At 66.4% G+C, this 20,795-nt stretch carries 31 protein-coding genes and 1 tRNA gene; 16 read left to right on the top strand and 16 right to left on the bottom strand.

Annotation, left to right across the window (positions count from 1 at the left end; all coding sequences use genetic code 11):
- Positions 1 to 45: 45 nt before the first annotated feature.
- Both ACQ86A_RS16400 and ACQ86A_RS16395 read left to right on the top strand, forming a co-directional pair.
- Positions 46 to 252, top strand: coding sequence for a PaaI family thioesterase (locus tag ACQ86A_RS16400; protein ID WP_431278019.1), 207 nt, complete (start codon positions 46 to 48; stop codon positions 250 to 252).
- Positions 249 to 497, top strand: coding sequence for a PaaI family thioesterase (locus tag ACQ86A_RS16395; RefSeq protein ID WP_431278018.1), 249 nt, complete (start codon positions 249 to 251; stop codon positions 495 to 497). Before ACQ86A_RS16400 ends, ACQ86A_RS16395 begins: the two co-directional genes overlap by 4 nt.
- Positions 498 to 562: 65 nt before the next feature.
- Here the strand turns inward: ACQ86A_RS16395 and ACQ86A_RS16390 are convergent, their stop codons facing one another.
- Positions 563 to 1,270 carry an SDR family oxidoreductase gene (locus ACQ86A_RS16390; RefSeq protein ID WP_431278017.1) on the bottom strand — a complete coding sequence of 236 codons (708 nt, stop codon included), beginning with the start codon at positions 1,268 to 1,270 and terminating at the stop codon, positions 563 to 565.
- 92 nt (positions 1,271 to 1,362) lie between these two features.
- On the opposite strand from ACQ86A_RS16390, the gene ACQ86A_RS16385 reads away from it, so the two are divergent.
- Positions 1,363 to 1,986 (top strand): TetR/AcrR family transcriptional regulator, encoded by a 624-nt coding sequence (locus ACQ86A_RS16385; protein WP_431278016.1) that lies wholly within the window; start codon positions 1,363 to 1,365, stop codon positions 1,984 to 1,986.
- 7 nt (positions 1,987 to 1,993) lie between these two features.
- On the opposite strand, the gene ACQ86A_RS16380 is transcribed toward ACQ86A_RS16385, so the two are convergent.
- From ACQ86A_RS16380 to ACQ86A_RS16365, 4 genes are all read right to left on the bottom strand, one after another.
- Positions 1,994 to 2,185: a hypothetical protein gene (locus ACQ86A_RS16380; protein WP_431278015.1), complete on the bottom strand. Its 192-nt coding sequence runs from the start codon at positions 2,183 to 2,185 to the stop codon at positions 1,994 to 1,996.
- 16 nt (positions 2,186 to 2,201) lie between these two features.
- Positions 2,202 to 2,603 (bottom strand): DUF1801 domain-containing protein, encoded by a 402-nt coding sequence (locus ACQ86A_RS16375; protein WP_431278014.1) that lies wholly within the window; start codon positions 2,601 to 2,603, stop codon positions 2,202 to 2,204.
- Positions 2,604 to 2,606: 3 nt separating this feature from the next.
- A complete protein-coding gene (locus tag ACQ86A_RS16370; protein WP_431278013.1) occupies positions 2,607 to 3,701 on the bottom strand; it encodes a calcium:proton antiporter in 1,095 nt (364 codons plus the stop codon).
- A gap of 87 nt (positions 3,702 to 3,788) precedes the next feature.
- Complete coding sequence (locus ACQ86A_RS16365; protein WP_431278012.1) at positions 3,789 to 4,451, bottom strand: fasciclin domain-containing protein; 663 nt, start codon at positions 4,449 to 4,451, stop codon at positions 3,789 to 3,791.
- A 154-nt stretch (positions 4,452 to 4,605) separates the two neighbouring features.
- Here ACQ86A_RS16365 and ACQ86A_RS16360 point away from each other — a divergent pair, with 154 nt between their 5' ends.
- From ACQ86A_RS16360 to ACQ86A_RS16345, 4 genes are all read left to right on the top strand, one after another.
- Entirely contained in the window at positions 4,606 to 6,447 is a 1,842-nt protein-coding gene (locus ACQ86A_RS16360) for a cytochrome c biogenesis protein DipZ (RefSeq protein ID WP_431278011.1), read from the top strand.
- Between the two features lie 39 nt (positions 6,448 to 6,486).
- Positions 6,487 to 7,083 carry a DUF4232 domain-containing protein gene (locus ACQ86A_RS16355; protein ID WP_431278010.1) on the top strand — a complete coding sequence of 199 codons (597 nt, stop codon included), beginning with the start codon at positions 6,487 to 6,489 and terminating at the stop codon, positions 7,081 to 7,083.
- Positions 7,084 to 7,130: 47 nt separating this feature from the next.
- Entirely contained in the window at positions 7,131 to 7,310 is a 180-nt protein-coding gene (locus tag ACQ86A_RS16350; protein ID WP_431278009.1) for a DUF3263 domain-containing protein, read from the top strand.
- Positions 7,311 to 7,439: 129 nt separating this feature from the next.
- Positions 7,440 to 7,652: a hypothetical protein gene (locus ACQ86A_RS16345; RefSeq protein ID WP_431278008.1), complete on the top strand. Its 213-nt coding sequence runs from the start codon at positions 7,440 to 7,442 to the stop codon at positions 7,650 to 7,652.
- 153 nt (positions 7,653 to 7,805) lie between these two features.
- Here the strand turns inward: ACQ86A_RS16345 and ACQ86A_RS16340 are convergent, their stop codons facing one another.
- The 3 genes from ACQ86A_RS16340 to ACQ86A_RS16330 form a co-directional block, all read right to left on the bottom strand.
- Entirely contained in the window at positions 7,806 to 8,063 is a 258-nt protein-coding gene (locus ACQ86A_RS16340; RefSeq protein ID WP_431278007.1) for a DUF6458 family protein, read from the bottom strand.
- Positions 8,064 to 8,111: 48 nt separating this feature from the next.
- Entirely contained in the window at positions 8,112 to 8,276 is a 165-nt protein-coding gene (locus ACQ86A_RS16335) for a hypothetical protein (RefSeq protein ID WP_387237647.1), read from the bottom strand.
- Between the two features lie 125 nt (positions 8,277 to 8,401).
- Positions 8,402 to 8,881, bottom strand: a complete 480-nt coding sequence (locus ACQ86A_RS16330) for a MarR family winged helix-turn-helix transcriptional regulator (RefSeq protein WP_431278006.1) — start codon at positions 8,879 to 8,881, stop codon at positions 8,402 to 8,404.
- 76 nt (positions 8,882 to 8,957) lie between these two features.
- Between ACQ86A_RS16330 and ACQ86A_RS16325 the strand changes: the two genes are divergently transcribed.
- Positions 8,958 to 10,244: a serine/threonine-protein kinase gene (locus ACQ86A_RS16325; protein WP_431278005.1), complete on the top strand. Its 1,287-nt coding sequence runs from the start codon at positions 8,958 to 8,960 to the stop codon at positions 10,242 to 10,244.
- A gap of 12 nt (positions 10,245 to 10,256) precedes the next feature.
- Here the strand turns inward: ACQ86A_RS16325 and ACQ86A_RS16320 are convergent, their stop codons facing one another.
- Positions 10,257 to 10,844, bottom strand: a complete 588-nt coding sequence (locus tag ACQ86A_RS16320) for a TetR/AcrR family transcriptional regulator (RefSeq protein WP_431278004.1) — start codon at positions 10,842 to 10,844, stop codon at positions 10,257 to 10,259.
- A gap of 131 nt (positions 10,845 to 10,975) precedes the next feature.
- On the opposite strand from ACQ86A_RS16320, the gene ACQ86A_RS16315 reads away from it, so the two are divergent.
- Positions 10,976 to 11,419, top strand: coding sequence for a tautomerase family protein (locus ACQ86A_RS16315; RefSeq protein ID WP_431278003.1), 444 nt, complete (start codon positions 10,976 to 10,978; stop codon positions 11,417 to 11,419).
- Here ACQ86A_RS16315 and ACQ86A_RS16310 read toward each other — a convergent pair.
- A complete protein-coding gene (locus ACQ86A_RS16310; protein ID WP_431278002.1) occupies positions 11,409 to 11,849 on the bottom strand; it encodes a MarR family winged helix-turn-helix transcriptional regulator in 441 nt (146 codons plus the stop codon). The two genes, ACQ86A_RS16315 and ACQ86A_RS16310, sit on opposite strands and share 11 nt — an antisense overlap.
- A 92-nt stretch (positions 11,850 to 11,941) precedes the next feature.
- Between ACQ86A_RS16310 and ACQ86A_RS16305 the strand changes: the two genes are divergently transcribed.
- The 4 genes from ACQ86A_RS16305 (at position 11,942) to ACQ86A_RS16290 (ending at position 15,510) form a co-directional block, all read left to right on the top strand.
- Positions 11,942 to 12,901 carry a zinc-binding dehydrogenase gene (locus ACQ86A_RS16305; RefSeq protein WP_431278001.1) on the top strand — a complete coding sequence of 320 codons (960 nt, stop codon included), beginning with the start codon at positions 11,942 to 11,944 and terminating at the stop codon, positions 12,899 to 12,901.
- 53 nt (positions 12,902 to 12,954) lie between these two features.
- Positions 12,955 to 13,554, top strand: coding sequence for a TetR/AcrR family transcriptional regulator (locus ACQ86A_RS16300; RefSeq protein WP_431278000.1), 600 nt, complete (start codon positions 12,955 to 12,957; stop codon positions 13,552 to 13,554).
- A complete protein-coding gene (locus ACQ86A_RS16295) occupies positions 13,551 to 14,447 on the top strand; it encodes an SDR family NAD(P)-dependent oxidoreductase (RefSeq protein WP_431277999.1) in 897 nt (298 codons plus the stop codon). Before ACQ86A_RS16300 ends, ACQ86A_RS16295 begins: the two co-directional genes overlap by 4 nt.
- Before the next feature lie 109 nt (positions 14,448 to 14,556).
- Positions 14,557 to 15,510, top strand: coding sequence for an alpha/beta hydrolase (locus ACQ86A_RS16290; protein ID WP_431277998.1), 954 nt, complete (start codon positions 14,557 to 14,559; stop codon positions 15,508 to 15,510).
- A 7-nt stretch (positions 15,511 to 15,517) separates the two neighbouring features.
- Here ACQ86A_RS16290 and ACQ86A_RS16285 read toward each other — a convergent pair whose 3' ends face one another.
- Both ACQ86A_RS16285 and ACQ86A_RS16280 read right to left on the bottom strand, forming a co-directional pair.
- Complete coding sequence (locus ACQ86A_RS16285) at positions 15,518 to 16,270, bottom strand: ABC transporter permease (protein ID WP_431277997.1); 753 nt, start codon at positions 16,268 to 16,270, stop codon at positions 15,518 to 15,520.
- Positions 16,267 to 16,995 carry an ABC transporter ATP-binding protein gene (locus ACQ86A_RS16280; RefSeq protein WP_431277996.1) on the bottom strand — a complete coding sequence of 243 codons (729 nt, stop codon included), beginning with the start codon at positions 16,993 to 16,995 and terminating at the stop codon, positions 16,267 to 16,269. Before ACQ86A_RS16280 ends, ACQ86A_RS16285 begins: the two co-directional genes overlap by 4 nt.
- A 222-nt stretch (positions 16,996 to 17,217) precedes the next feature.
- Here ACQ86A_RS16280 and ACQ86A_RS16275 point away from each other — a divergent pair, with 222 nt between their 5' ends.
- Both ACQ86A_RS16275 and ACQ86A_RS16270 read left to right on the top strand, forming a co-directional pair.
- A complete protein-coding gene (locus ACQ86A_RS16275) occupies positions 17,218 to 17,661 on the top strand; it encodes a hypothetical protein (protein WP_431277995.1) in 444 nt (147 codons plus the stop codon).
- Positions 17,662 to 17,756: 95 nt separating this feature from the next.
- Positions 17,757 to 18,350 carry a GNAT family N-acetyltransferase gene (locus ACQ86A_RS16270; RefSeq protein ID WP_431277994.1) on the top strand — a complete coding sequence of 198 codons (594 nt, stop codon included), beginning with the start codon at positions 17,757 to 17,759 and terminating at the stop codon, positions 18,348 to 18,350.
- Positions 18,351 to 18,393: 43 nt separating this feature from the next.
- Here ACQ86A_RS16270 and ACQ86A_RS16265 read toward each other — a convergent pair whose 3' ends face one another.
- From ACQ86A_RS16265 to ACQ86A_RS16250, 4 genes are all read right to left on the bottom strand, one after another.
- Positions 18,394 to 18,858, bottom strand: coding sequence for a hypothetical protein (locus ACQ86A_RS16265; RefSeq protein ID WP_431277993.1), 465 nt, complete (start codon positions 18,856 to 18,858; stop codon positions 18,394 to 18,396).
- 6 nt (positions 18,859 to 18,864) lie between these two features.
- Positions 18,865 to 19,131, bottom strand: a complete 267-nt coding sequence (locus tag ACQ86A_RS16260) for a Txe/YoeB family addiction module toxin (protein WP_431277992.1) — start codon at positions 19,129 to 19,131, stop codon at positions 18,865 to 18,867.
- On the bottom strand, positions 19,124 to 19,372 hold the full coding sequence (locus tag ACQ86A_RS16255; RefSeq protein ID WP_431277991.1) for a type II toxin-antitoxin system Phd/YefM family antitoxin: 249 nt from the start codon (positions 19,370 to 19,372) through the stop codon (positions 19,124 to 19,126). The genes ACQ86A_RS16260 and ACQ86A_RS16255 overlap by 8 nt, the downstream gene beginning before the upstream one ends.
- A gap of 439 nt (positions 19,373 to 19,811) precedes the next feature.
- Positions 19,812 to 19,884, bottom strand: a tRNA-Lys gene (locus ACQ86A_RS16250).
- A gap of 59 nt (positions 19,885 to 19,943) precedes the next feature.
- Between ACQ86A_RS16250 and ACQ86A_RS16245 the strand changes: the two genes are divergently transcribed.
- Positions 19,944 to 20,573 (top strand): DNA-directed RNA polymerase subunit beta, encoded by a 630-nt coding sequence (locus ACQ86A_RS16245; RefSeq protein WP_431277990.1) that lies wholly within the window; start codon positions 19,944 to 19,946, stop codon positions 20,571 to 20,573.
- The last annotated feature ends 222 nt before the right edge of the window (positions 20,574 to 20,795 follow it).

The raw sequence follows: 20,795 nt of genomic DNA, 5'->3' as shown, positions 1-20,795 counted from the left end.
CCGCGACTCGGTCTCGGCGGCCAGGCCGCGTGCCAGGATGAGCGCGTGAGCGAAGCGAGCGATGGTGCGGGATTCGGGGATGCGCGCGACTGGAACGAAGCGATCGCCCTTGCCCGGGGAGCATTCGCCGCGCAGCCGTTCAGCGCACTGATCGGTGCCGAGTTGGTCGCGTTCGAGCCGGGAACGGCCGAGCTCCGCGTCCCTTACCGCCCGGAGCTACTGCAGCAGTTCGGGTTCATGCACGGGGAGTGATCGCCTACGCGATCGACAATGCCGTGACATTCGCCGCGGGAACGCGGCTCGGGCTGCGCATCCTGACCTCGGGCCTCACCATCTCCTACCTGCGCCCTGTCACCGGCGACCTGCGCGCCGTCGCGACCGTGGTCGGGACGACCCGCAGGCAGGCCGTGGTGCGCTGCGAGGTCTATTCGGAGGGCGAGAAAGGGATCGTGCTCGCCGCGAGCGGGCAGGGCACGGCGGTCGTCACCGAGCGGTGACGAGCTACCCCCGGTGACGAGCTACCCGGTTACGTCCGCCGCAGCGACGACCGGGCATCCCGAACTCAGCGGGTCGCCAGCTGCGGGTACAGAACGCGCACGTCCTGGTCGAGCTTCGACTTCACGAGGTTTGCGAAGTCGCCGACGATCGCCTCGGCGTCGCCCGCCTCGGTGACGTCGAGAGCCTCGGCGACCACCTGCTCGGGAGCGACCTTGGGGTCGTTCGTGTGGGCGGCCATCTCGGTGTCCACCCAGCCGACGTGAACGCCGACGACCTGGATGTTCTGCGGAGCGAGCTCGACGCGCACCGAGTTGCTGGCCGACCAGAGGGCCGCCTTGGTCGCGCTGTACGATCCGACACCCACCCAGCTGAGTGCGGAGTGCATGTTGATGATGGCACCGCCGCCGTTTCCCGCGATGACCGGGGCGAAGGCACGGGTCACGAGCACCGGACCCCAGAAGTTCGTGTCGAATTCGCGCCGCATGGCGTCGAGGTCGCCCGCCACCAGGGGCTGGCCTACCGCGATACCGGCGTTGTTGACGAGAACGGTGACGTCGCCGGCTGCGGCGGCTGCGGCCGTGATGCTCGCCTCATCGGTGACATCGAGCGCGATCGGTACGACGCGCGGGTCGGTGACCTGGACGCTCTCAGAATTGCGGGCGGCTGCGTAGACCTTGGCGGCTCCTCGCTCGAGGAGGCCGGCGACGAACGCCGCTCCGAGCCCGCGATTGGCGCCGGTGACGAATGCGATCTGCCCGGTGATGTCTGTCATGAGGGGTCCTTCCCTAAATGTAAACCGATCTGTTTACACGACGATACACAGATCGGTTTACTTTTTGCAACACAGTTCGTAGAATCGGTGTCATGACCACCATCGCGCTGACCGCTGAGAAGCCGCAGGAGCTGAAGCCTCCGAAGCCGAAGCCGCGTGAGCGCGTCCTCGCAGCAGCCGCCCAGCTGTTCGTCCGCGACGGCATCCACGCTGTCGGCGTCGACAAGCTCGCCATCGAGGCCGGCGTCTCGAAACGCTCGATCTACCAGCACTTCGACGGCAAGGATGCGATCGTCGCGGAGATGCTCCGCGAGTACGGTCCGCGAGTGGTCGCCTCCTACTTCGAGACGGGCGACGATGCCACGCCGCGGGAGCGTGTACTGCACGTCTATGACGCCCTGCACGCCGCGGCCGAGGCGAGCGACTTCTTCGGCTGCCCGTTCGTGAACGTGGCCACGGAGTTGCGCGACCGCGCACATCCCGCAGCCCTCGTCGCTCAGGAGTTCAAGCTACAGCTCACTGACTTCTTCGAGCGGCAGGCGGTCGCGGCGGGTGCGGGTTCGGCGCACGTGCTCGCCGTGCAGCTGACACTACTGTTCGACGGGGCATCCGCCAGCGCAGCGATGTGCGGGGGCACCCCGTTGGCTGCGAAGCTCGCGGCTGCCGCCCTGTTCGACGCAGCGGTCGAGAAGGCAGCTGCGGCGAACCGCGGCTGACCGACCCTCAGAGGTTCGGGTCCTCGTCCTCTTCGTCGGTCATGGCGAACTCGGCCAGGTCGTCGAGCGGTGGGGCGGGCGGGCCGTCGCCGTCGGGGTCGGCGCTCCCACCGCCTGCCGAGCCCTCGTCGAGGAATCCCGTCCCATCCGGGTAGCCGGCTTCATCCGGGTACTCGACCTGCTCGCGTTCTGTCGTCATCGCGTGCACCTCCGCGTCAAGCTTGCCCCTCCTGCTTGAGCTTTCGCCACCCACCGGCTCGATTGTTCGCGACGATCAGCCGCAGAAACGTCAGCAATGCCGGTCGGTCGATGGTGTCTCCCTGCTCGAATCCGATCGTGCGCGCAGTCTGGTTGTCGTGCCCCGCCGTGATGAGTCCTGTCGGGTCGGGCACGATGGCGCCGTCGTACACGAACAGGTTGACGTGATCCTTGGCCGCGAGAAAGGCGCAGACGTTCCCGTCGAGGACGAAGTACGGCTGCACGCTGCGCTTGATCGTCTCCTGCATCTCGGGGTCTGCCTCGTGGACGATCTCCCGCAGCCGGCCGAACACCTCGCGCTGCCAGTCGGGCAGCCCGTTCAGGTAGTCGTCGACACGCGGATCCCTGCCGTCAGACATGGGCTAGGGCACGATCGACAGGAAGATGAAAGCGGCGAAGAGCACCAGGTGCACGCCGCCCTGCAGCCGGGTCGCCCGTCCGGGCACGATCGTCAGCACGCTCACGATGACGGTCAGGATGAGCAGCACGATCTGGCTCGCGCCGAGCCCGAGCAGCAGGGGCCCGGCCAGCCAGATCGACGCGATCGCGATCGAGGGAATGGTCAGGCCGATGCTCGCCATGGCGGAGCCGAGCGCCAGGTTGAGGCTGGTCTGCACCCGGTTGCGGGCCGCAGCCTTGGCCGCCGAGATGCCCTCCGGCAGCAGCACGAGCAGTGCGATGACGACGCCGACGAACGACTGAGGGAAGCCGATCGCGGCCACTCCGGCCTCGATCGACGGCGACTCCAGCTTCGAGAGCCCGACGACGGCGACCAAAGCCACGAGGAGGAGTCCGACGCTGATCAGTGCCGTCCGGGTGGACGGCGCCTCGGCGTGACTGTCGTCGTCGTGCGGCTTGCCGTTCGCCTTCACCGGCAGGAAGAAGTCACGGTGCGCGACCGTCTGGGTGAAGACGAACATCGCATAGAGGGCGACGGATGCGACGGCGGCGAACACGAGCTGGCTCGGCGAGAACTGCGGTCCGGCCGTCGCGGTGAAGGTTGGCAGCACGAGTGTCAACGTGGCCAGCGCTGTCACGGTGGCGAGCGCGGCCCCGGTTCCCTCCGCGTTGAAGCTCGTCGTGCCGCGACGGGATGCGCCGAGCAGCAGGGACAGCCCCACGATGCCGTTCATGGTGATCATCACCGCGGCGAAGACGGTGTCCCGAGCGAGGGTGTCGGCGCCTTTGCCGCTGGACATCAGGGTCACGATGAGCGCGACCTCGATGACGGTGACCGCAACGGCGAGCACCAGCGAACCGAACGGCTCCCCGACCTTGTGCGCCACGACTTCCGCATGCTGCACCGCAGCGAGCACGGAACCCGCGAGCACGAGCGCGACGACCACGATGAGCACCGGCCCGAAGGTGGCGTTCCACACCGCCACCAGCAGCACCACCCCGACGATCGGAACGATGATCGGCCAGAAACGGACGAGCCAGGCGGCGACGGCTTTCATCCCCCCATCATCCCAGTCCGGGGCACAGGAACGGCCCGCCTTCGAAAAGGCGGGCCGTTCTGCGATGCGCCGGTCGGACGGAGGGGATCAGTTGGCCGGCGGCATCAGCACGGTGTCGATGAGGTACACCGTGGCATTGGCGGTGTGGACGCCGCCACAGATGACCTTGGCGCCGTTCACCATGATGTTGTCGCCGGTTCCGGTGACGGTGACGTCGGCACCCTGCACGGTCTTGTGCGTGCCGTCGATCTTGTCAGGGGCGATCTGCCCGGGGACGACGTGGTAGGTCAGCACCGAGGTCAGCGTCGCTGCGCCGGCCGGGGTCTGCAGGGTGGCGATGGTCGCCGGGTCGATCTTCTTGAACGCGTCGTCGACCGGTGCGAACACCGTGAACTCGCTGCCGTTCAGGGTGTCGACGAGATTGACATCCGGGTTGAGCTTTCCGGATACCGCGGAGACCAGGGTGGTCAGCAGCGGGTTGTTGGAGGCGGCGACGGCCACCGGGTCCTGGGCCATGCCCGTGACCGATCCTGCACCGTCCGGGACGGCCTTGGCGTAGGCGGCGCATCCGCTGCCCACGAGGTCGGCGGCCGGATCCATGGCAGACGCGCTTGGGGACGGCGACTGGGTCATGGCCGAGTCGCCCGACGAGCTGGATCCGCTGCTGCCGGACGAACACGCCGAGAGACCGAGGGTGGCCACTGCGGCGAGTCCCAGAACGGCGATGATGTGACGCTTCTGAACTCGCATGGGAACTACTCCTTCGTATGGGGTGGACCGCAGCTGTGGGCGGCCTGTTGCTCGGTGTTCGGCACCGTTCGCCCAACGGATTGGAGATCGGAGCAAACAATCCGGGGGCCGTTCCGTTCCGAACCCCTGGCACCTCTCATCGGAAGGCGCCACCGTGTACCTCACCCTCGCTCTCATCGGATTCCTCGGTGGGCTCATCACCGGCATCTCGCCGTGCATCCTGCCGGTGCTGCCGGTCATCTTCTTCTCCGGCGGCGCGCAGAGCGCCCGAGGGTCCAGGGCCGAGAAAGCCCAGGCGCGGCAGGCGCAGGCCGACGGGATCGACGGCTCCGCGCATCCCGAACCCGGAGGCACAGCGACCACGACAGCGACCGCGACGGCCACCGCGACCCGCACCGAGGCGCCGGCCGAGACGACCGTCTCCCGCTGGCGGCCGTACCTCGTGATCCTGGGGCTCGTGATCAGCTTCAGCATCTTCACGCTGGTCGGCTCGCTCCTCCTCGCGCTCCTGCACCTACCTCAGGATGTGCTCCGATACGCCGGCATCGTCGTGCTGCTCCTCATCGGGGTCGGCCTGATCGTGCCGAAGTTCGAGGAGTACCTCGAGAAACCGTTCTCGTGGATCCCGCAGAAGAACGTCGGCACCGAGCGCGGCGGCTTCGTGCTCGGCATCGCGCTCGGCGCGGTCTACGTGCCCTGCGCCGGTCCCGTGCTTGCCGCGATCACCGTGGCCGGTTCGACCGGACGGATCGGCCCCGAGACGATCGTGCTCACAGTCACCTTCGCGATCGGTGCGGCGATCCCGCTGCTGATCTTCGCGCTCGCCGGACGCCGGGTCGCCGAGCGGGTGAAGTCGTTCCGCAAGCACCAGAAGGGCATCCGGATCACCGGCGGCGTCCTGATGATCGCCCTCGCGGCCGGCCTGCTCTTCAACTTGCCGCAGGCGCTCCAGAAGCTGGTGCCGGACTACACGAGCGCGCTGCAGAACCAGTTCTCGAACTCCGATCAGGTCAGCAAGGCGCTCAACCTGGGCGGGATCGTGAACGACCAGAACAAGAACCTCTCCAAGTGCAGCAACGACTCCGACAAGCTGCAGAGCTGCGGAACCGCTCCCGACATCACCGGCATCCAGCAGTGGTTCAACACCCCCGGCAATCAGCCGCTCGCGCTCTCCCAGCTGAAGGGCAAGGTCGTCCTGATCGACTTCTGGGCGTACTCCTGCATCAACTGCCAGCGCTCCATCCCGCACGTCGTCGCCTGGGACAAGGCGTATCGGGATGCGGGACTCGACGTCATCGGCATCCACGCCCCCGAGTACGCGTTCGAGAAGGTCCCCGCCAACGTGGAGGCCGGCGCGAAGGACTTCGGCATCACGTATCCCGTCGCCATCGACAACAACCTCAGCACCTGGACCAATTACCGCAATCGCTACTGGCCTGCGCACTACCTGATCGACGCGAAGGGCGTCGTGCGCAACGTGCAGTTCGGCGAGGGCAACTACGCGTCGACGGAGAAGCTCATCCGTCAGCTGCTTCAGGATGCGAAACCCGGCGCGACGCTTCCTGCCGCCACCGAGGTGGCCGACACCACCCCGAAGTCCGGCACCACGACTCCAGAGTCGTATCTCGGTTCGACCAAAGTGGTGAACTTCGGCGGCTCCGAGAAGTACTCGAGCAGCACATCCGACTTCTCCTTCCCGGCCAAGCTGGCGGCGAACAAGTTCGCGCTCGACGGCGCCTGGAGTCTGAACACCCAGTACATCGAGCCGACGGCTCAGGATGCGAAGGTGCGCCTCGATTACGAAGCGAGCGAAGTGCGCATGGTGCTGGCCGGCGCAGGCAAGGTCAGTTACACGGTGGACGGCAAGACGAGGACCATCGACGTGAACGGAACGCCCACGTCGTATCGCCTGCTCAAGACCTCGGACGCGGCCTCCGGAACGGTGACCGTTACCATACCGAAAGGTATTCAGGCCTATTCATTCACCTTCGGATAATGGTCAGATAGGGGCATGGTCTCTTCGCGTCCCGTCAGAATGTCCGTGATCGTCGCCGCCGCTGCTGTCCTCTCGGCCGCCGCCCTCGCGTTGAGCGGATGCGCGGGCGGCACGGGGTCGCCGACCGACTCCCCGAGCTCATCGGCCAGCGCGAGCACGAGTGCGAGCCCGCGGCCGACCGGCACGAGTACCGCGGTGCCCGTGGAGGGGCAGTGCGTCACTTCGAACCTCGTCGGAACGATCGCATCGGGCGGCGGGGGAGCGGCCGGAAGCGTGGAGGTGACGCTCGTGCTCACCAACAACGGAACGGCCGAGTGCAAGCTGCAGGGCTGGCCGGGTGTCTCCTTCGTGGGCGACAACAACGGCACCCAGCTCGGAAAGGCGGCGGACTTCGATCGTTCGACGCCCCATCCCACGGTCACCTTGGCTCCCGGTGGCACGGCGCAGGCGGGCCTGCGGATCACGAATGCGCTCAACTACTCGAGCGCTGACTGCGCGCCCCAGCAGGCCGACGGCTTCCGCGTGTACCCTCCCGGATCGAAGGAGTCGCTGTTCGTGAAGGACAACACCGTCACGGCCTGCACCAACCCGGCTGCGCCCACGCTGCTGCAGGTGACAGCGCTCACGGCACCCTGACATCTTCCGTTCACCTGGATGTCGGTGGCCGGCGGCAGGATGGCGGTATGCCGACGCCGCGCGAGAGACTCCTGCTGCTGTTCGAAGCCGACCACCCCGACACGGGCGACACCACGGTCAAAGACGAGGCCATCCGAAGCACGTTCGGGCTGGAGCCCGAGCGCTATCGCGTGTTGGTCGCCGAGTTGCGGGCGCGTGAAGCTGCCCCGCAGGCGAACGCCGCCTAAGGGGCCAGAGGGCCAGTGACGGGCCACACGGCGCGCGAAGCGTTCAGTCGGCAGCGTCGATGAGGAACCGGACGGCCTTCTTCCAGTCGTCGTCGACCGTCGTCGGGGGATGTCTTCCTCACCCGGAAAGTGACTGGCGAAGTGGGTGCCGGGCTCCCCGTTCACGGGATCCGCGGTCGCGAGTTCGCCGAAGTAGCGCTCGTCGTCGGAGACGCGCCACCGCTGGTCGGAACCGGCGATCGGAACGATGTTCACGCTGAAGCCGCCGTACTCGAACTCCGGGTCGGGCGCGGCGTCGAGCGGGTGATCCTGCGTGGCATCGGGAGTCTTGTCGGTCATTGAGTGTCTCGGATTCGGCTAGAGGTGTTGGGCGGGTCAGAAGCTCAGAAGTCGGCGGTCACCCCGTCGAAGGAGTGGCAGGTCGACAGAGAGGCGGTGGGGGAGGCAGCGGCGCCTGGCCGCTTCCTCCCCCACCCGATGGTGCGGTCGTGCCGATCAGATCTGCGGGTCGTCGATGCTGCTTTCGCGGCGGCTGACCCGGTCACCCGTGGCGGGGTCGACGGCCGTGCGGCTCGTCGACACCGCACTGCGACGCCTCGTGAGCAGCACGATCCCGAGGATGATGCCGACGACGCCGGCGATCATCAGGATGTAGCCGATCATGTGGAGGTCGACCCACGAGACCTGCAGATTGAGGGCGAAGGCGAGGATCGCGCCGATGACGAACAGGACGATTCCGGTTCCTAAGCTCATGGTGGTGTCCTTCCTTGTCGTGTGTTGGTGTGGATGCTGCGGCGGTGCCTAGGCTCGGCGGCTGCCGGTCAGCATCCGGACCAGCCAGACGATGACGGCGATGACGAGCAGCACGATGCCCACCCACAGCAAGAAGTTGAGCGACTGCACAAATCCGCCCGTGAGAAGCAGGATGATGGCGATGATCGCGATGACGATCAGCAGGATGTTCATGTGATGGGGCTCCTTTTGGGATCGGGTCGCGGTTGCGAACCCTTGGCGGCATCAACACAACAACTAGTTCACGAAACTAACAACGGGGTCGGACCGTTGAATTCTGACGAATTTGGGAGTACGCGTTACGCGCCCTGGTCGTCGTCGATCCGGTCGACCGCCGTCTGCAGCCGCTCGAGAAAGCGCGCGACGGTCTGGCGTTCCTCCGGGCTGAGCGACTCCGCGGCCTGGATGACCAGCTCGTGCGTGTCGCCGACGGCCTCCCGGATGGGCGCATCCGTCAGCCGCAACGGCACGATCTCGATCGAGCGGCGATCGGTCGTACTAGCCCGTTTCTGCACGTACCCGTCGCTCACCAGCCGGCCGATGAGCGTCGTGGTGGATGCGCTGGAGATGCCCAGATAGTGCGCGATGTCCTTGGCGTTGGTCACCCGGCCCGCGTCGTCGTTGGCGAGGATGAAGCGCAGGGCCAGGAAGTCGTTCTCCGTGATCTTCATGGCGACGCCGCGGCGACGGCGCATCGCCGCTTCCGCGGCCCGATACGCGCGGAGTGCGTTAAGTACGCTCCGGGTTCCCGGGTCCGCGTCTGCCGGCGAGTCGCTCATCCACCCATTCAGACCACCGATTCGCTAGTTAATCTAGACATTCTCGGCGGGTGGCCAGGTTCAGGGTTCGAGGTTAGTGTGGACGGCGCTATCCGACCCGAGAAGGAGCACGACCATCGACGACCTGAGCGGGATCACCCTCGGTGATCGCTTCGAGCTCCTCCACGTGATCGGACGCGGCGGGATGGCTGCCGTCTACCGTGCACGGGACACGCAGCTCGACCGGATCGTCGCCGTCAAGGCGTTCAGTGCCGGCGAAGCGAGCGACGACGCGCGGCGGCGAGCCGAAGCGCAGACACTCGCCCGCCTGAATCATCCGAATCTCGTCACGCTGTTCGACGCTCATCTCGCTGCGCCCGGCTCGGTCGAACCCAGCTACATCGTCATGGAGCTGGTGGATGGGCCCAGCCTGCGCGATGAACTCGATCGCGGCCCGCTGCCACCGGGGGAGGTCGGGATTCTCGCCGCCGAGCTGGCGGAGGCACTGGTAGCGGTGCACGCCGCGGGCATCGTGCATCGCGACCTGAAGCCCGCGAACATCCTGCTCGCCCTCACCGGTCTGCCTGCGCAGCCGTACCGCGGCAAGCTCGCCGACTTCGGCATCGCGCACCTGATCGGCTCTGAACGGATCACGACCGACGGCGTCGTCATCGGTACCGCCGCCTATCTCAGTCCGGAACAGGCGCAGGGCGCCGAGCCAGGACCTCCGTCGGACATCTACGCGCTCGGTCTGATCCTCATCGAAGCGCTCACAGGTGTGCGGGCGTTCGCGGGCACCCCGGCCGAGGGGATCGGCGCCCGGCTGGTTCAGGATGCGCGCATCCCGCCCGGCCTGCCCGCCGCCTGGGACGAGTTGCTGACCCGGATGACCGCCCGCGATCCCGAGGCGCGTCCGGATGCCGTCGAAGTGTCGATGGTTGCCAGGGAGCACGCGGCAGATCTTGCGGAGTGGGCGCCGACGATGGTGATGGATGCGACACCCACCATTGCGCCCGAACTCGTCGCGACAGAGCCGATGACCGCACCCGTGCGTGCTGCGCCCCTTCGAGTTGAGCCTGAGAAGAAGCCGCGGCGCAAGGTGCTCGCGTGGGTGGTTGCGGCCGGCGCGGTCGTCGTCGCCGGACTGGTCGTCGTCGCCGCGGTATTGGTCAACGCTCCTGACCCGCAGTCTGAACCGACGCACACGCCGTCGACCTCGACCTCGAGTGTGCCCGTTGCGCCGGTGGCGTCGAACACGCCGTCTCCGTCACTGACGCCTGCCCCGGTGCCCACGACGGACGGTCCTGTGAAAGAGAAGCCCGTCAAAGAGAAACCCGCGAAGGACAAGGGCAACGGGAACGGCAAGGGCAACGGCAAGGGCTGAGCTCGCGGCCGACTAGGCCTCCGCGGACGCCACACGTCCTCGCTCGGCCAGCTCCGCCACCTGCCGGCCGAGGTGCTCGGCGACCAGGTCGAAGGGTTCGAGGCTGCGCTCGGCGCGGCTCAGCACGACCGCTCCCTCGGATGCGGCGATGAGCGTGACGGCAAACGGGAGCGCATCGCTCGGGGAAAGACCACCGGCGCGCATGAGCTCGGCGAGCCTGGCGCGCCAGGCTCGAAAGACGTCCGCGGCACGGTCGAGCAGCTCGACGGAGTCGGTGGCGACGGTCACGGCGAGCACCGAGCATCCTGCGTGCAGGTCGGAGCGGGTGAGCACCTCGCGCCACAGCCCGAGAAAGCTCGCGGTCACGTGCTCGGCTGTCGCTCCCTCCAGGCGATCGAGCACGATGAGAGCGTTGGTGCCGGCCAAGTCGACGGCGGCGGAGACCAGCTGCTCCTTGCCCTCGGGGAAGTGGTGGTAGATCGATCCTCGGGGAGCCTTGGCGATCTCGAGCACCTCGGAGAACGAGGTCTCCTGCAGGCCGCGGGTGGCGAGCAATCGCACGGCACCGCGGACCATTCGCTCCTTCGTATCGTTCGCCACTCGGCGGTCCTCTCGTCTCATCCCGGTATGACTCGCAGCATAGTTGCCTCGCGCACCCCTTGACTATGACGCTCGTCATACAACAGGATATGACGAGCATCATAATCTCGACTCACGCCAAGGAGCATGCCATGCCCATGATCGACGTCTACGCCACCGTCGGAACCTTCGCCGACAAGCATCAGCTCGCCATCGACATCGCCACCACAGTGATGACGGTCGAGCAGGTGCCGAACATCCCGATGTTCCGTCAGAACACCGCCGCGTTCATCCATGAGCTCCCGGAGGGCGACCTCGCCAACGTGAACGGCGAGAGCAACTATGTGCGCGTGCAGGTGCTGACGAACGCGGGCGCGCTCGACCGGGCCAAGCAGCTTGCGGTCGTCGAACAGCTCACCGCGGTGATCGTCGCTGCAGCGGGCGATTCCGCCATCGGCGATCGCACCTGGGTGCTCCTGACCGAGGCGCCCGAGGGCGGCTGGGGTCTGAAGGGCCATGCCAACACCAACGAGGAGCTGGTCGCTGCGGCCCGAGCAGAGATCGCGTCGCTTCAGGCGGCGAAGGCTAGTTCCTGACGGGTGAGGCGAGCATCCGGCTCAGCAGATCCTTGAGCGTCGCCTGTTCGGCGTCGCTCAGCGCATCCGTCGACCGCGAGACGGAGTGAGCCACCTGCGCGTAGAGGCGCTCGCCCAGCTCCACCCCCGCATCGGTGAGGAAGACGTCCACCGCTCGACCGTCGTCGGCACTCGGGGCTCGGGCGAGCAGCCCTCGCCTCTCGGCCCGGTCGACGAGGCCGCTCATCGTCGACTTCTCGAGGCCCAGGTAGTCGGCGAGCTCGGTCATCCTGAGGCGGCGGTCGCGCAGGATGCCGAGCACCCGCAGCTGCGTGAGTGAGAGGTCGTTGTCGGCGCCGATCGTGTTCAGGACGGCCATCGCGGCGAACGAGGTCTGCACGATCGCGTCCACGAGGGACTCGGGGGAGGGGTCGATCGGTTGGCGGGCCACTCAGGCAGAGTACTTGACTCGGTTCGTAATGCCAACTAATTTAGTTCGCATCACCAACTATGTCTGACTCGGATGTCTGTGAGGAACCCGTCATGAAAGCCGCCGTCGTCGCATCGTTCGACCAGCCGCCCCGTCTCGAGGACATCCCGAGCCCGATCGCCGAGAGCGCCGACGAGCTCGTCGTCGATGTGATCGCGGCAGGACTCCACCCCCGCGTGCGATCGCAGGCGAACGGCTCGCACTACACCAGCACCGATGAGCTGCCGCTCGTACCGGGCATCGACGGAGTGGGCCGCGGGCCCGACGGACTTCTGCGCTACTTCATCCTGCCTGACACGACTCGGGGATCGCTGGCCGAGCAGACCGTCGTCGACCCGAGGCGAAGCGTCGTACTCGACGAGACCAGCGACCCCGTCGCGGTGGCAGCCGCCATGAATCCCGCGATGTCGTCCTGGATCGCGCTGCGCCAGCGGGTGCGGTTCGAGGCAGGACAGAACGTTCTCATCCTGGGTGCGACCGGGAACGCCGGGCAGCTGGCCGTGCAGGTCACGAAGCATTTGGGCGCCAATAAGGTCGTCGCCGCCGGACGCGATGCGGCGAGGCTTGCCGACCTGCCGGCGCTCGGTGCAACGGAGACAGTGCTGCTAGGCGGTGAGCCTGCTGACGTCGCTCGTCGACTCGGCCAGGCGACGACCGATGTCGACGTCGTCATCGACTACCTCTGGGGCGAGCCGACCGCCGCTGCCCTGGTGGCCGTCGTCACGGATCGTGCGGATCGTGGAAAGCCCCTCACCTGGATCGAGATCGGCTCCGTCGCCGGCCCCGTCGCCGAGATCCCCTCTGCCGCGTTGCGCGCCGCGCGTCTGCAGATCGTCGGCAGCGGCCAGGGCTCGGTGAGCACTCGCGAGATCCTGACCGAGCTCCCGGCTCTGGCGCAGGCCATCACAGACGGGATGTTCGCGGTCGGCGCGCATCCTGTGCCGCTCGAAGCGGTCGAACAGACGTGGACGGATGCTCGCAGCGCGACCCGGCGCGTCGTGTTCACCCCGTAGACGGTTCATTTTCGTGGTTGATTGACTGATCACTCTTTTATTAGACTCGTCGCATGGCCCGACCCCGAAGCGACGAACGACGAACCGCGATCCTGGCCGCGGCGACGCGTGTGATCGCGACCCGGGGCCTCGGTGCCGCGACGGCCGCGATCGCGAAAGAGGCCGGCGTCTCGAACGGGTCGCTTTTCCTGTACTTCGACTCGAAGTCGACCTTGGTGAACGAGCTCTACATCGACCTCAAGGCGGGGATGGGGGCTGCCGTGACCGCTGGGCTGCCGACCGACGCCGCTATCCGCGACCAGGTCCACTACCTCTGGACGCGCTGGATGACGTGGGCCACGTCGTTCCCTGAGAAGCGCCGCGCGCTGGCTCAGCTCGATGTCGCCGACAACATCACCGCGGAGACGCACGAAAAGGTCAGCCTCGGGTTTCGCGATCTTGCCGCGTTGCTCGAGCGAGCGAGGAGTGGCGGCCCGATGGACGACCAGCCGCTCGGCTTCGTCCTCGGTCTCTCGACGGCCATCATCGAGAGCACGGCGGATGCCATGATCCGGGAGCCCGAGAACGCGGCAGGTCACAGCGCAGCCGGCTTCGACGCCATGTGGCGCGTGCTCGCGTCCCCCTCACGAATGGAAGCAACGGAAACACTATGAACACCTCTCCCGCCTGGGTCATCACCGGCCCCACCTCCGGCATCGGACTCCGCACCGCCCTCGAGCTGGCCAAGCACGGGACGGTCGTTCTCGTCGGCCGTGATCCGAAGAAGCTCGCCGAGGTGCAAGCCGAGATCCGGTCAATCGGCAGCGACGCGGTGACCGTGATCGCCGACTTCTCCGACGTGGACAGCGTCCGCCACGCTGCCGCCGAGATCGTCGCGCTCGACCTGTCGATCGGCGGCGTGCTGAACAACGCCGGAATCATGCCATCGACCGCGTCGAAGACCGTTGCGGGCTTCGATCTCACCTTCGCCACCGACCACCTGGGTCCGTTCGCGTTCACCGAGGCGCTCATCCCGAACCTCGCCGATGGCACCACGGTGACGTTCATCGTGTCGGCGGTCGAGGATGCGGACCGCAAGATCGCGCACCGTGCCGGTTATCGGGGTTCGCGCTACATCTCGGCCGAGGCCAGCGCCCGCGGGGAATGGATGCCCGGCGGCTCCACCCACGGCGGCTATGACGCGTACGCCACCTCGAAGCAGGGCGGCCTCGCAACGGTGCTCTCGTTCGCGCGGGAGTTCCCGCGACTTCGCTTCCGCGCCATCGAACCGGGCGTGAATCCTGGCTCGAACCTCTCGCGGGACGCGAGCCCCGCGGCGCAGCGACTCGCGAAGATCCTGGGACCCGTGCTGTCGCCGTTGCCGTACTTCAGCACGCCGAAGAGGGCTGCCCGGATGATCGCGGGAGTTGTGACAGATACCTCGGACGCCACAGGGGTCTACTACAACGAGAATGGGCGGCCGATGACCGCTTCGGCCCAGGTCAGCGACCCGGCCTTTCAGGATCGCTACGTCGCCGAGACGCGGGAACTGCTCGCCGACCGCTGAACGCGCGCCGTTGCGCGCGGTAAGTCGGCCCGCAGCTACTCTCAGCAAGTACGAAACAGAGCGTTCCGTATTAGCGAGCCGAAGGTGACGGACGGCCATGGATGTGTACGTGATCGACCCGACACTGCGAGAAGCGACACTCAAGCTGAAGTCCCCCGATGTGAGCAGCCGGCCGCTCATGGCGATCGTGAGAGTCGCCACGAAGCTTCTCAAGCCGGTGCAGACGCCCGGGGTCACGATCTCGACGGTACGATCCGGATCCCTCCGCCTTCGTATCTACACCCCGGATCGGGTGTTGAGCGACGGCGGTCTGTTGTGGATCCACGGAGGCGGCATGGTGATGGGTGTCGCGAAGCAGGATGATCCGCTGTGCGGGAGCGTTGCCTCCGAGCTGGGGACGATCGTGGTGTCGGCTGAGTACAGTCTCGCGCCTCGGCAGACCTTCCCGACCGCACTCAACGAGCTCGCCGAGTCGTGGCGCTGGTTCCAGGAGCACGCCTCGGGACTCGGCGTCGACCCCGCTCGGATCGTGGTCGGTGGTGAGAGCGCGGGTGGTGGGCTAGCGGCATCCCTGGTGCAGCGACTCCACGATGAAGGCGGGGTGCAGCCGATCGCGCAGTGGCTCTTCAGCCCGATGCTCGATGACCGGACCGCGGCCGACCGTGACCTCGACAGCGTCGATCACTGGATCTGGAATAACGCGGCAAATCGTGTCGGATGGAGCAGCTACCTGGGCCACGAACCTGGCCAAGCCAGCGAGCCACCGTACGCAGTCCCTGCACGCCGAGCCGACCTCACCGGCCTTCCCCCGACCTGGATCTCGGTGAGCGACATCGAGCTCTTCGCCGACGAAAATCGCGCATACGCCGACCGCCTCCGGGCAAGCGGCGTCGATGTCACGGTCGATCTCATCCGGGGAGCACCGCACGGGTTCGAGAACTACGCTCGCGAAAGCGCGCCGGCGCGTGCACTGCTCTCCCGCGCGAGGGCGTGGCTGGCGGCGCGACTCGCCATGGCGGAACTCCGTGACGACGAAACCGATCACGCCGACGAGCCTGCCTGACGGCACTTCAGCGATCGAGTTCCAGTCGCTTCCAAGCGAGTGCGGTCAGCGCGACCGAAACGGCGGCATAAGGGATGAGCATCCCGAGCTGAAGAGGCGTGGCTCCACTGCCGCCCGAAAGGCCCCACAGCGCCGGAGCCGCCAACGGCATCCACGCGCCCGCCCCCGCGAGCACCGAGAACTGTCCGATCACGATCAGCCCCGCTGTTGCGCCGACGCCGCCGAGCACGGAGCGCGCCAGAGTTGCGATCCAGGCGATCGGCAGAGCGAGAACAGCGGTCATGACGGCAAGCGCCGTCTGACGCAGGAGTCCGAGGGTCACCTCGCCGGTCACATCCCCGAGTCCGGCGATCAGTCCGCTGACCAGCAGGCCGAGACTGAGGACGAGCGAGACCAAGACCGACCAGATGGCATATGTCACCAGCTTGCTCAGCGCGATCGTGGCGCGTCCGACCGGAAGGCCGAAGAGGTTCGAGACAGTGTTCTCCGTGAACTCGCGGCCGAACATCCAGGCCAGGATGATGCCGAATCCGCCGAGGCCACCTGCTGCAGTGATCTGTGCAGACGACCGGAGGAATCCAGTCCAGTCGCTCGACGCACCGGGCCCGAGCTTGGAGATCACGTCGACGTTGCCGGAGTCGACGGCGGCGAGGATGACGCAGCTCAGCGCGATCACGCCGCCGACGATCGCTGCCGTCGCGACTTTGCCGGCGAGCGAACTGGCGAGCTTCACAGCCTCGGCCCAGAGCGCGGCGATCACAGTCCACGCTCCGCGTCATCCGACCGCAGAGTCTCGAACAGAACGTGCTCCAGTTCGGGCGTGTGGGGCGGCAGTTCACCGATGAGGCGACCGCGATTCATGACCAGGATGCGATCCGCGAAGCGGGCGACTTCGTCGAGGTGGTGGCTGCTGACGAGGATCGCAGCCCCGTCCGCCGACCGTCGGAGCAGGCTCTCCCGCAGCCGGATCACACCGGACGGGTCGAGCGCGTTCGTGGGCTCATCGAGCACGATGACACGAGGGTCGTGCACCAGCGCTGCCGCGAGGCCGGCGCGCTGTCGGTTGCCCATTGAGAGTGTTCGGACGTTCTGCGACAGGTAGCCGCCGATGTCGAACTCGTCGACGACGACGCTGATCGCCGCTTGCCGCGCGCGCACACCACGCAGCCGCGCGCTGATCTCCAGATTGCGCCGCACGGTCAGGTCTGGGTACCCCGGCGAGGTTTCGATCGCGTGGCCAATGTTCGACCAGGTGCGTTGCGGGATCTTCGCGAGTGTCTGCCCCAACAGGACGGCTGTGCCCTCGGTGGGTCGCAGCATCCCGAGCAGCAGCCGCATGAGAGTGGTCTTGCCCGCGCCGTTGAGGCCGACGAGGGCGACGATCTCGCGCGGCGCGATGCCGAGGCTCACGTCGGTGACCCCGGCGCCGGTGGCAAAACGACGGGTGAGGCGGACTGCCGCCAGGGCAGGGCCCGGTGAGGTCATGGGAGCTCCTTGGTCGAACGTCAACGTCCGAACAGGTGCCCGGACCGTTCCGCGTGACGCGGGCCGACCAGGCTTCCCGGCTCTCCGACTTTCAGCATAAACCTGTGGACTCTCCGGCGACAGATCCGGGGCTTCGCACTACCGTTGACGTTTGGCAACGTCTTCTCGCCCAGAAGCCTCGGAGTCCGTGAATCAAGCGGGTCGACACCGTCGCGTGGCGTGATGGACTACACGACCTGGATCCCCGGCCTGCACAGCATGCGCAATGCTGTCCTCGATGCTGTGACCGACGAGGATCTCGCCTTTTCTCCGGGACGCGACGCGTTGACCTGGGCGGCGCTCCTGGGCCAAGCGATCGCGACGCAACGGGACTACCTCAGGTCTTTCACACGTGGCGTGATGGTCTGGTCCGAACCGATCCCTCCCGCCTCGCTCGCGATGGCGCGTCGACTGTTCGATGCTCAGGATGATGAACTGGTCGCCATCCTGACGTCGTCGCACTTCGACCCGAAAGCACCGATCGACCGTCCAGATCTCACCCGCACTGCGAACGAACAAATCGAGGCCTACGTGCAGTTCATGCTCATGTTCCTCGCACAGGCGACCGTCTACCTCCGCGCGCAGGGCCGCCCCGTTCCTCCGTCGGTCGCCGCCAACATCGGCTAGGGGAGGAGGCCAGTGTCCTCCAAAGCGAATTCTGCAACGCTTGTCCAGAGTCGGAGGCGTTGGCAGACTGGCAGCGTCGGCGCTAGGAGGCTTCCATGACCCTGACGACATCGCACGTGATCAAACCGCTCACTCCCGAAACCTTCCCCGCGTGGCTGGCGCTCGCGCAGAAGCACAACGGGGTCTGGGGCGGGTGCTACTGCTCGTACTTCCACGGTGACACGGAAGGCACGATCAAGAGTGAGTACGACGGCCCGACGTTCAAGCAGCGGCTCGTGGCGGAGGGCGTCGCACACGCCGCGCTCGTCTTCGACGGCGACGACGCGATCGCCTGGTGCGAATACGGCAGTCCAGTCGAACTGCCGCGCATCTACCACCGCAAGGAGTACGACGCGGGCGAGGCCAAGCCCGCGCCGTGGCGGATTACATGCTTCTTCGTCGACCGCGACCACCGACGTTCAGGTGTGGCGCGGGAGGCTCTGGATGGTGCGCTCGAGTTGATCGCGCAGGCTGGTGGAGGCGAGGTGGTCTCGTTCCCCAACGAGCTCGCGCCGGGCAAGAGGACGTCGTCCTCGTTCCTCCACAACGGTACGAGGGCCATGTTCGAGAAGGCGGGTTTCATATTCGAGCGCCACATCGGCAAGAGCAAGACCGTGATGCGCAAGACGATCCTGCCGGCCCAGGACTGACGGCAAGGTACGGCCAGAAAGGCCGCGGCGACCGGGATCGAACTCACCTGATAGTTGGCAAAGTGTGAGCAGGCGAACTGAGGGGTGGGATGGGGTCCGCCTCGATCAAGTACCCGTTGCGATCGTGCGCAAGAACCGCGGCAACACGCCACGATTGTCGAGTGTCAGGAAGATCGAACGCCTGGAACTCGTATGAACGCACGCAGGACAAGGTCCCGCGTAATTCGACTCGGTCGCCCACTTCGGGAAGGTGGCCCTTCGCAGCATCCTGCGTCAGCACCTTGAACCGCGAAGTTGCGAACGCCGTCTCAAAGAGGTGATTAGGCTCGTCGGCTCGGCGCCATTCCACCACACCTTCAAAGGTTTCGTCGCGACCGTCGGCTGTCCACATCCGACCCAGTCGAACTCCCATCTCAGGAATGACGACTCCCGCAATCGGCTGCGGAACGTCGCCGTCCATGACGATGTCGTCTGGAATGAAGATCCTCACGCTCACAGGTTCATCCATGTCGTGTCAGTAGTGGTAGCGAGCTTGCAGGATGATCACGTGTGCGTCGTCAACGAGGTACACGAGACGGTTGGCTTCATCGATGCGCCGTGACCACGCGCCGGCGAGAGCATGTTTCAGAGGTTCCGGCTTGCCGACTCCGTCGAAGGGGTCGTCGCGGAGGATGTCCTCGATCAGGAGGTTGATGCGCTTGAGCGTTCGACGGTCTTGGCCCTGCCAGTAGACGTAGTCTTCCCAGCCGCCGGCCGTCCACGCGAGCTTGCGGTCACTCACCAGTCAGGCCGTGCTCAGTGATATCTCCCGCGCGAGCGCTCTCGACGGCGTCGATGAGGCGTCGTGCGTTCTTGGGGGAGCGCAGGAGGTACGTCGTCTCGAGCAGCGCGTCGTACTCATCCTTCGACATCAGCACGGCCGAACCACGCTTCGAGGTGATCTCGACTTCGGTCTGATCGAGGTTGACGCGTTCGATGAGTCCGAAGAGATCGCTGCGCGCCTCGCTTGCCGTGATGGCCATGGTTCCTCCAAATGGTACAAGATATCGTACCACTTCACTTGCGGTTCCAAGCAGTACGATTCGAGACGTGAGCGACGCGAAGCACCCGACAGGGCTGGCCCGCCCGGGCATGTGGCTTGCGCGAGTCGCGGTACCGCCGCCGCATCTCGATGCGTGGGGAATGATCTGGAGACTCGTCGTTCGCTGGACCGCCACCATCGTGATGACAGCGGTAGCCGTCTTCGTCGTATGGGCATCTGTAGCGACGCCTCGGGACACGGATTGGATTGACCTCGGCCTAGCCATCTCGGGATGGCTCTATAGCGTCCTGCTAACGGTGGGCGTGACGGTCGCCATAGTCCGTGGACGACGGGTGGGGCTAATAACTGGAAGCGCAAGGCGTTCGACAACGTAGCAGGCGCTCTGAGGCCATCGGTTGGAAATCAACGATCAAAGAGGGTGGGCCCGGTGGGGCTCGAACCCACGACCCGCGGATTAAAAGTCCGATGCTCTGCCAACTGAGCTACAGGCCCATACGTCTCTAATCTATCGTGGATTTTGTTACTGCCGTGCCGGGCGCAGAATGGATGGCATGAGCGACCATTTCCACAAGCCGACCACTTTCCCGAGCGGGATGTTCGAGGCGTTCATGGGTGGTGAGGACCCGGCCCAGATCAGCAGGGTCGCGCACGAGACGGCGCACGCACTGCTGAACCGGGTGCGTGCCGACCCCGATTCCGACGTCGTCGACAAGCTCGTATCGTTCACGGATGCGCACGGCATCGACGCGATCGCCGAACTCTGGTCGCGCTCGAACGCGAAGAGTTTGCCGGGCGCTCTCTGGCGCATCTACCTGCTACGACTGCTGATCCGACAGGATCCGGAGGGCACGAGCTTCCTGTTCCAGCGCGGCACCGAGGTGGTTTCCACGATCGATCCCGTTGTGGCGGGTGCGGGGGCACCGACCGGGCCGGCCGAGATCACCGAGCTCGCGGACCGCATCCTGAGAGGCCTGTTCGAGGGCGATTTCGCGGTTGCGCTCGACCGCGCTGCCGCGTTCTGCCGCGTGACGGCTGCAGGATGCGCATCCGTCGCCGACGATCAGGACGCGACCCAGCCCGAGCGCGCCAGTGAGCTCACCACGCGCGCGCTGCGATTCACACGGACGGCTGAGGAGCTCACCTCCTGTGCCCGCCTGTGGCGCAGTGAATGGCTCGACTGACTTTCTCTGTTCTCGGCCCGCGAACGCCACGCCGTACCGTGGCCGCCGCGCTCGGGTAAACTTGTTGACTGCCGGGCCGCAGTAACCCCGGGCTCCAAAATTAGCCGCTCCGAGCGGCCTCGCGCCGAGAGGCGTTCTGCGGCCCGGCTTTTCCTTTGTCGGGGCGCTTGTGCACCGGATCAGCGGCAACCTGCGATGCTTGTGAAGTGCAACGGGAGAGCG

Source organism: Leifsonia poae, from assembly GCF_050632195.1.
Lineage (GTDB): Bacteria > Actinomycetota > Actinomycetes > Actinomycetales > Microbacteriaceae > Leifsonia > Leifsonia poae_C.
Note: the sequence above shows the minus strand (reverse complement) of the source record. Positions and strands in the feature narration are given on the sequence as shown.

Coding starts and splice junctions, on each gene's coding strand:
- ACQ86A_RS16390 (WP_431278017.1), bottom strand. CDS start 1,270: ATGACAGACATCACCGGGCAGATCGCATTCGTCACCGGCGCCAATCGC.
- ACQ86A_RS16385 (WP_431278016.1), top strand. CDS start 1,363: ATGACCACCATCGCGCTGACCGCTGAGAAGCCGCAGGAGCTGAAGCCT.
- ACQ86A_RS16380 (WP_431278015.1), bottom strand. CDS start 2,185: ATGACGACAGAACGCGAGCAGGTCGAGTACCCGGATGAAGCCGGCTAC.
- ACQ86A_RS16375 (WP_431278014.1), bottom strand. CDS start 2,603: ATGTCTGACGGCAGGGATCCGCGTGTCGACGACTACCTGAACGGGCTG.
- ACQ86A_RS16370 (WP_431278013.1), bottom strand. CDS start 3,701: ATGAAAGCCGTCGCCGCCTGGCTCGTCCGTTTCTGGCCGATCATCGTT.
- ACQ86A_RS16365 (WP_431278012.1), bottom strand. CDS start 4,451: ATGCGAGTTCAGAAGCGTCACATCATCGCCGTTCTGGGACTCGCCGCA.
- ACQ86A_RS16355 (WP_431278010.1), top strand. CDS start 6,487: ATGTCCGTGATCGTCGCCGCCGCTGCTGTCCTCTCGGCCGCCGCCCTC.
- ACQ86A_RS16350 (WP_431278009.1), top strand. CDS start 7,131: ATGCCGACGCCGCGCGAGAGACTCCTGCTGCTGTTCGAAGCCGACCAC.
- ACQ86A_RS16340 (WP_431278007.1), bottom strand. CDS start 8,063: ATGAGCTTAGGAACCGGAATCGTCCTGTTCGTCATCGGCGCGATCCTC.
- ACQ86A_RS16335 (WP_387237647.1), bottom strand. CDS start 8,276: ATGAACATCCTGCTGATCGTCATCGCGATCATCGCCATCATCCTGCTT.
- ACQ86A_RS16330 (WP_431278006.1), bottom strand. CDS start 8,881: ATGAGCGACTCGCCGGCAGACGCGGACCCGGGAACCCGGAGCGTACTT.
- ACQ86A_RS16315 (WP_431278003.1), top strand. CDS start 10,976: ATGCCCATGATCGACGTCTACGCCACCGTCGGAACCTTCGCCGACAAG.
- ACQ86A_RS16305 (WP_431278001.1), top strand. CDS start 11,942: ATGAAAGCCGCCGTCGTCGCATCGTTCGACCAGCCGCCCCGTCTCGAG.
- ACQ86A_RS16300 (WP_431278000.1), top strand. CDS start 12,955: ATGGCCCGACCCCGAAGCGACGAACGACGAACCGCGATCCTGGCCGCG.
- ACQ86A_RS16295 (WP_431277999.1), top strand. CDS start 13,551: ATGAACACCTCTCCCGCCTGGGTCATCACCGGCCCCACCTCCGGCATC.
- ACQ86A_RS16280 (WP_431277996.1), bottom strand. CDS start 16,995: ATGACCTCACCGGGCCCTGCCCTGGCGGCAGTCCGCCTCACCCGTCGT.
- ACQ86A_RS16275 (WP_431277995.1), top strand. CDS start 17,218: ATGGACTACACGACCTGGATCCCCGGCCTGCACAGCATGCGCAATGCT.
- ACQ86A_RS16270 (WP_431277994.1), top strand. CDS start 17,757: ATGACCCTGACGACATCGCACGTGATCAAACCGCTCACTCCCGAAACC.
- ACQ86A_RS16265 (WP_431277993.1), bottom strand. CDS start 18,858: ATGGATGAACCTGTGAGCGTGAGGATCTTCATTCCAGACGACATCGTC.
- ACQ86A_RS16255 (WP_431277991.1), bottom strand. CDS start 19,372: ATGGCCATCACGGCAAGCGAGGCGCGCAGCGATCTCTTCGGACTCATC.
- ACQ86A_RS16245 (WP_431277990.1), top strand. CDS start 19,944: ATGAGCGACCATTTCCACAAGCCGACCACTTTCCCGAGCGGGATGTTC.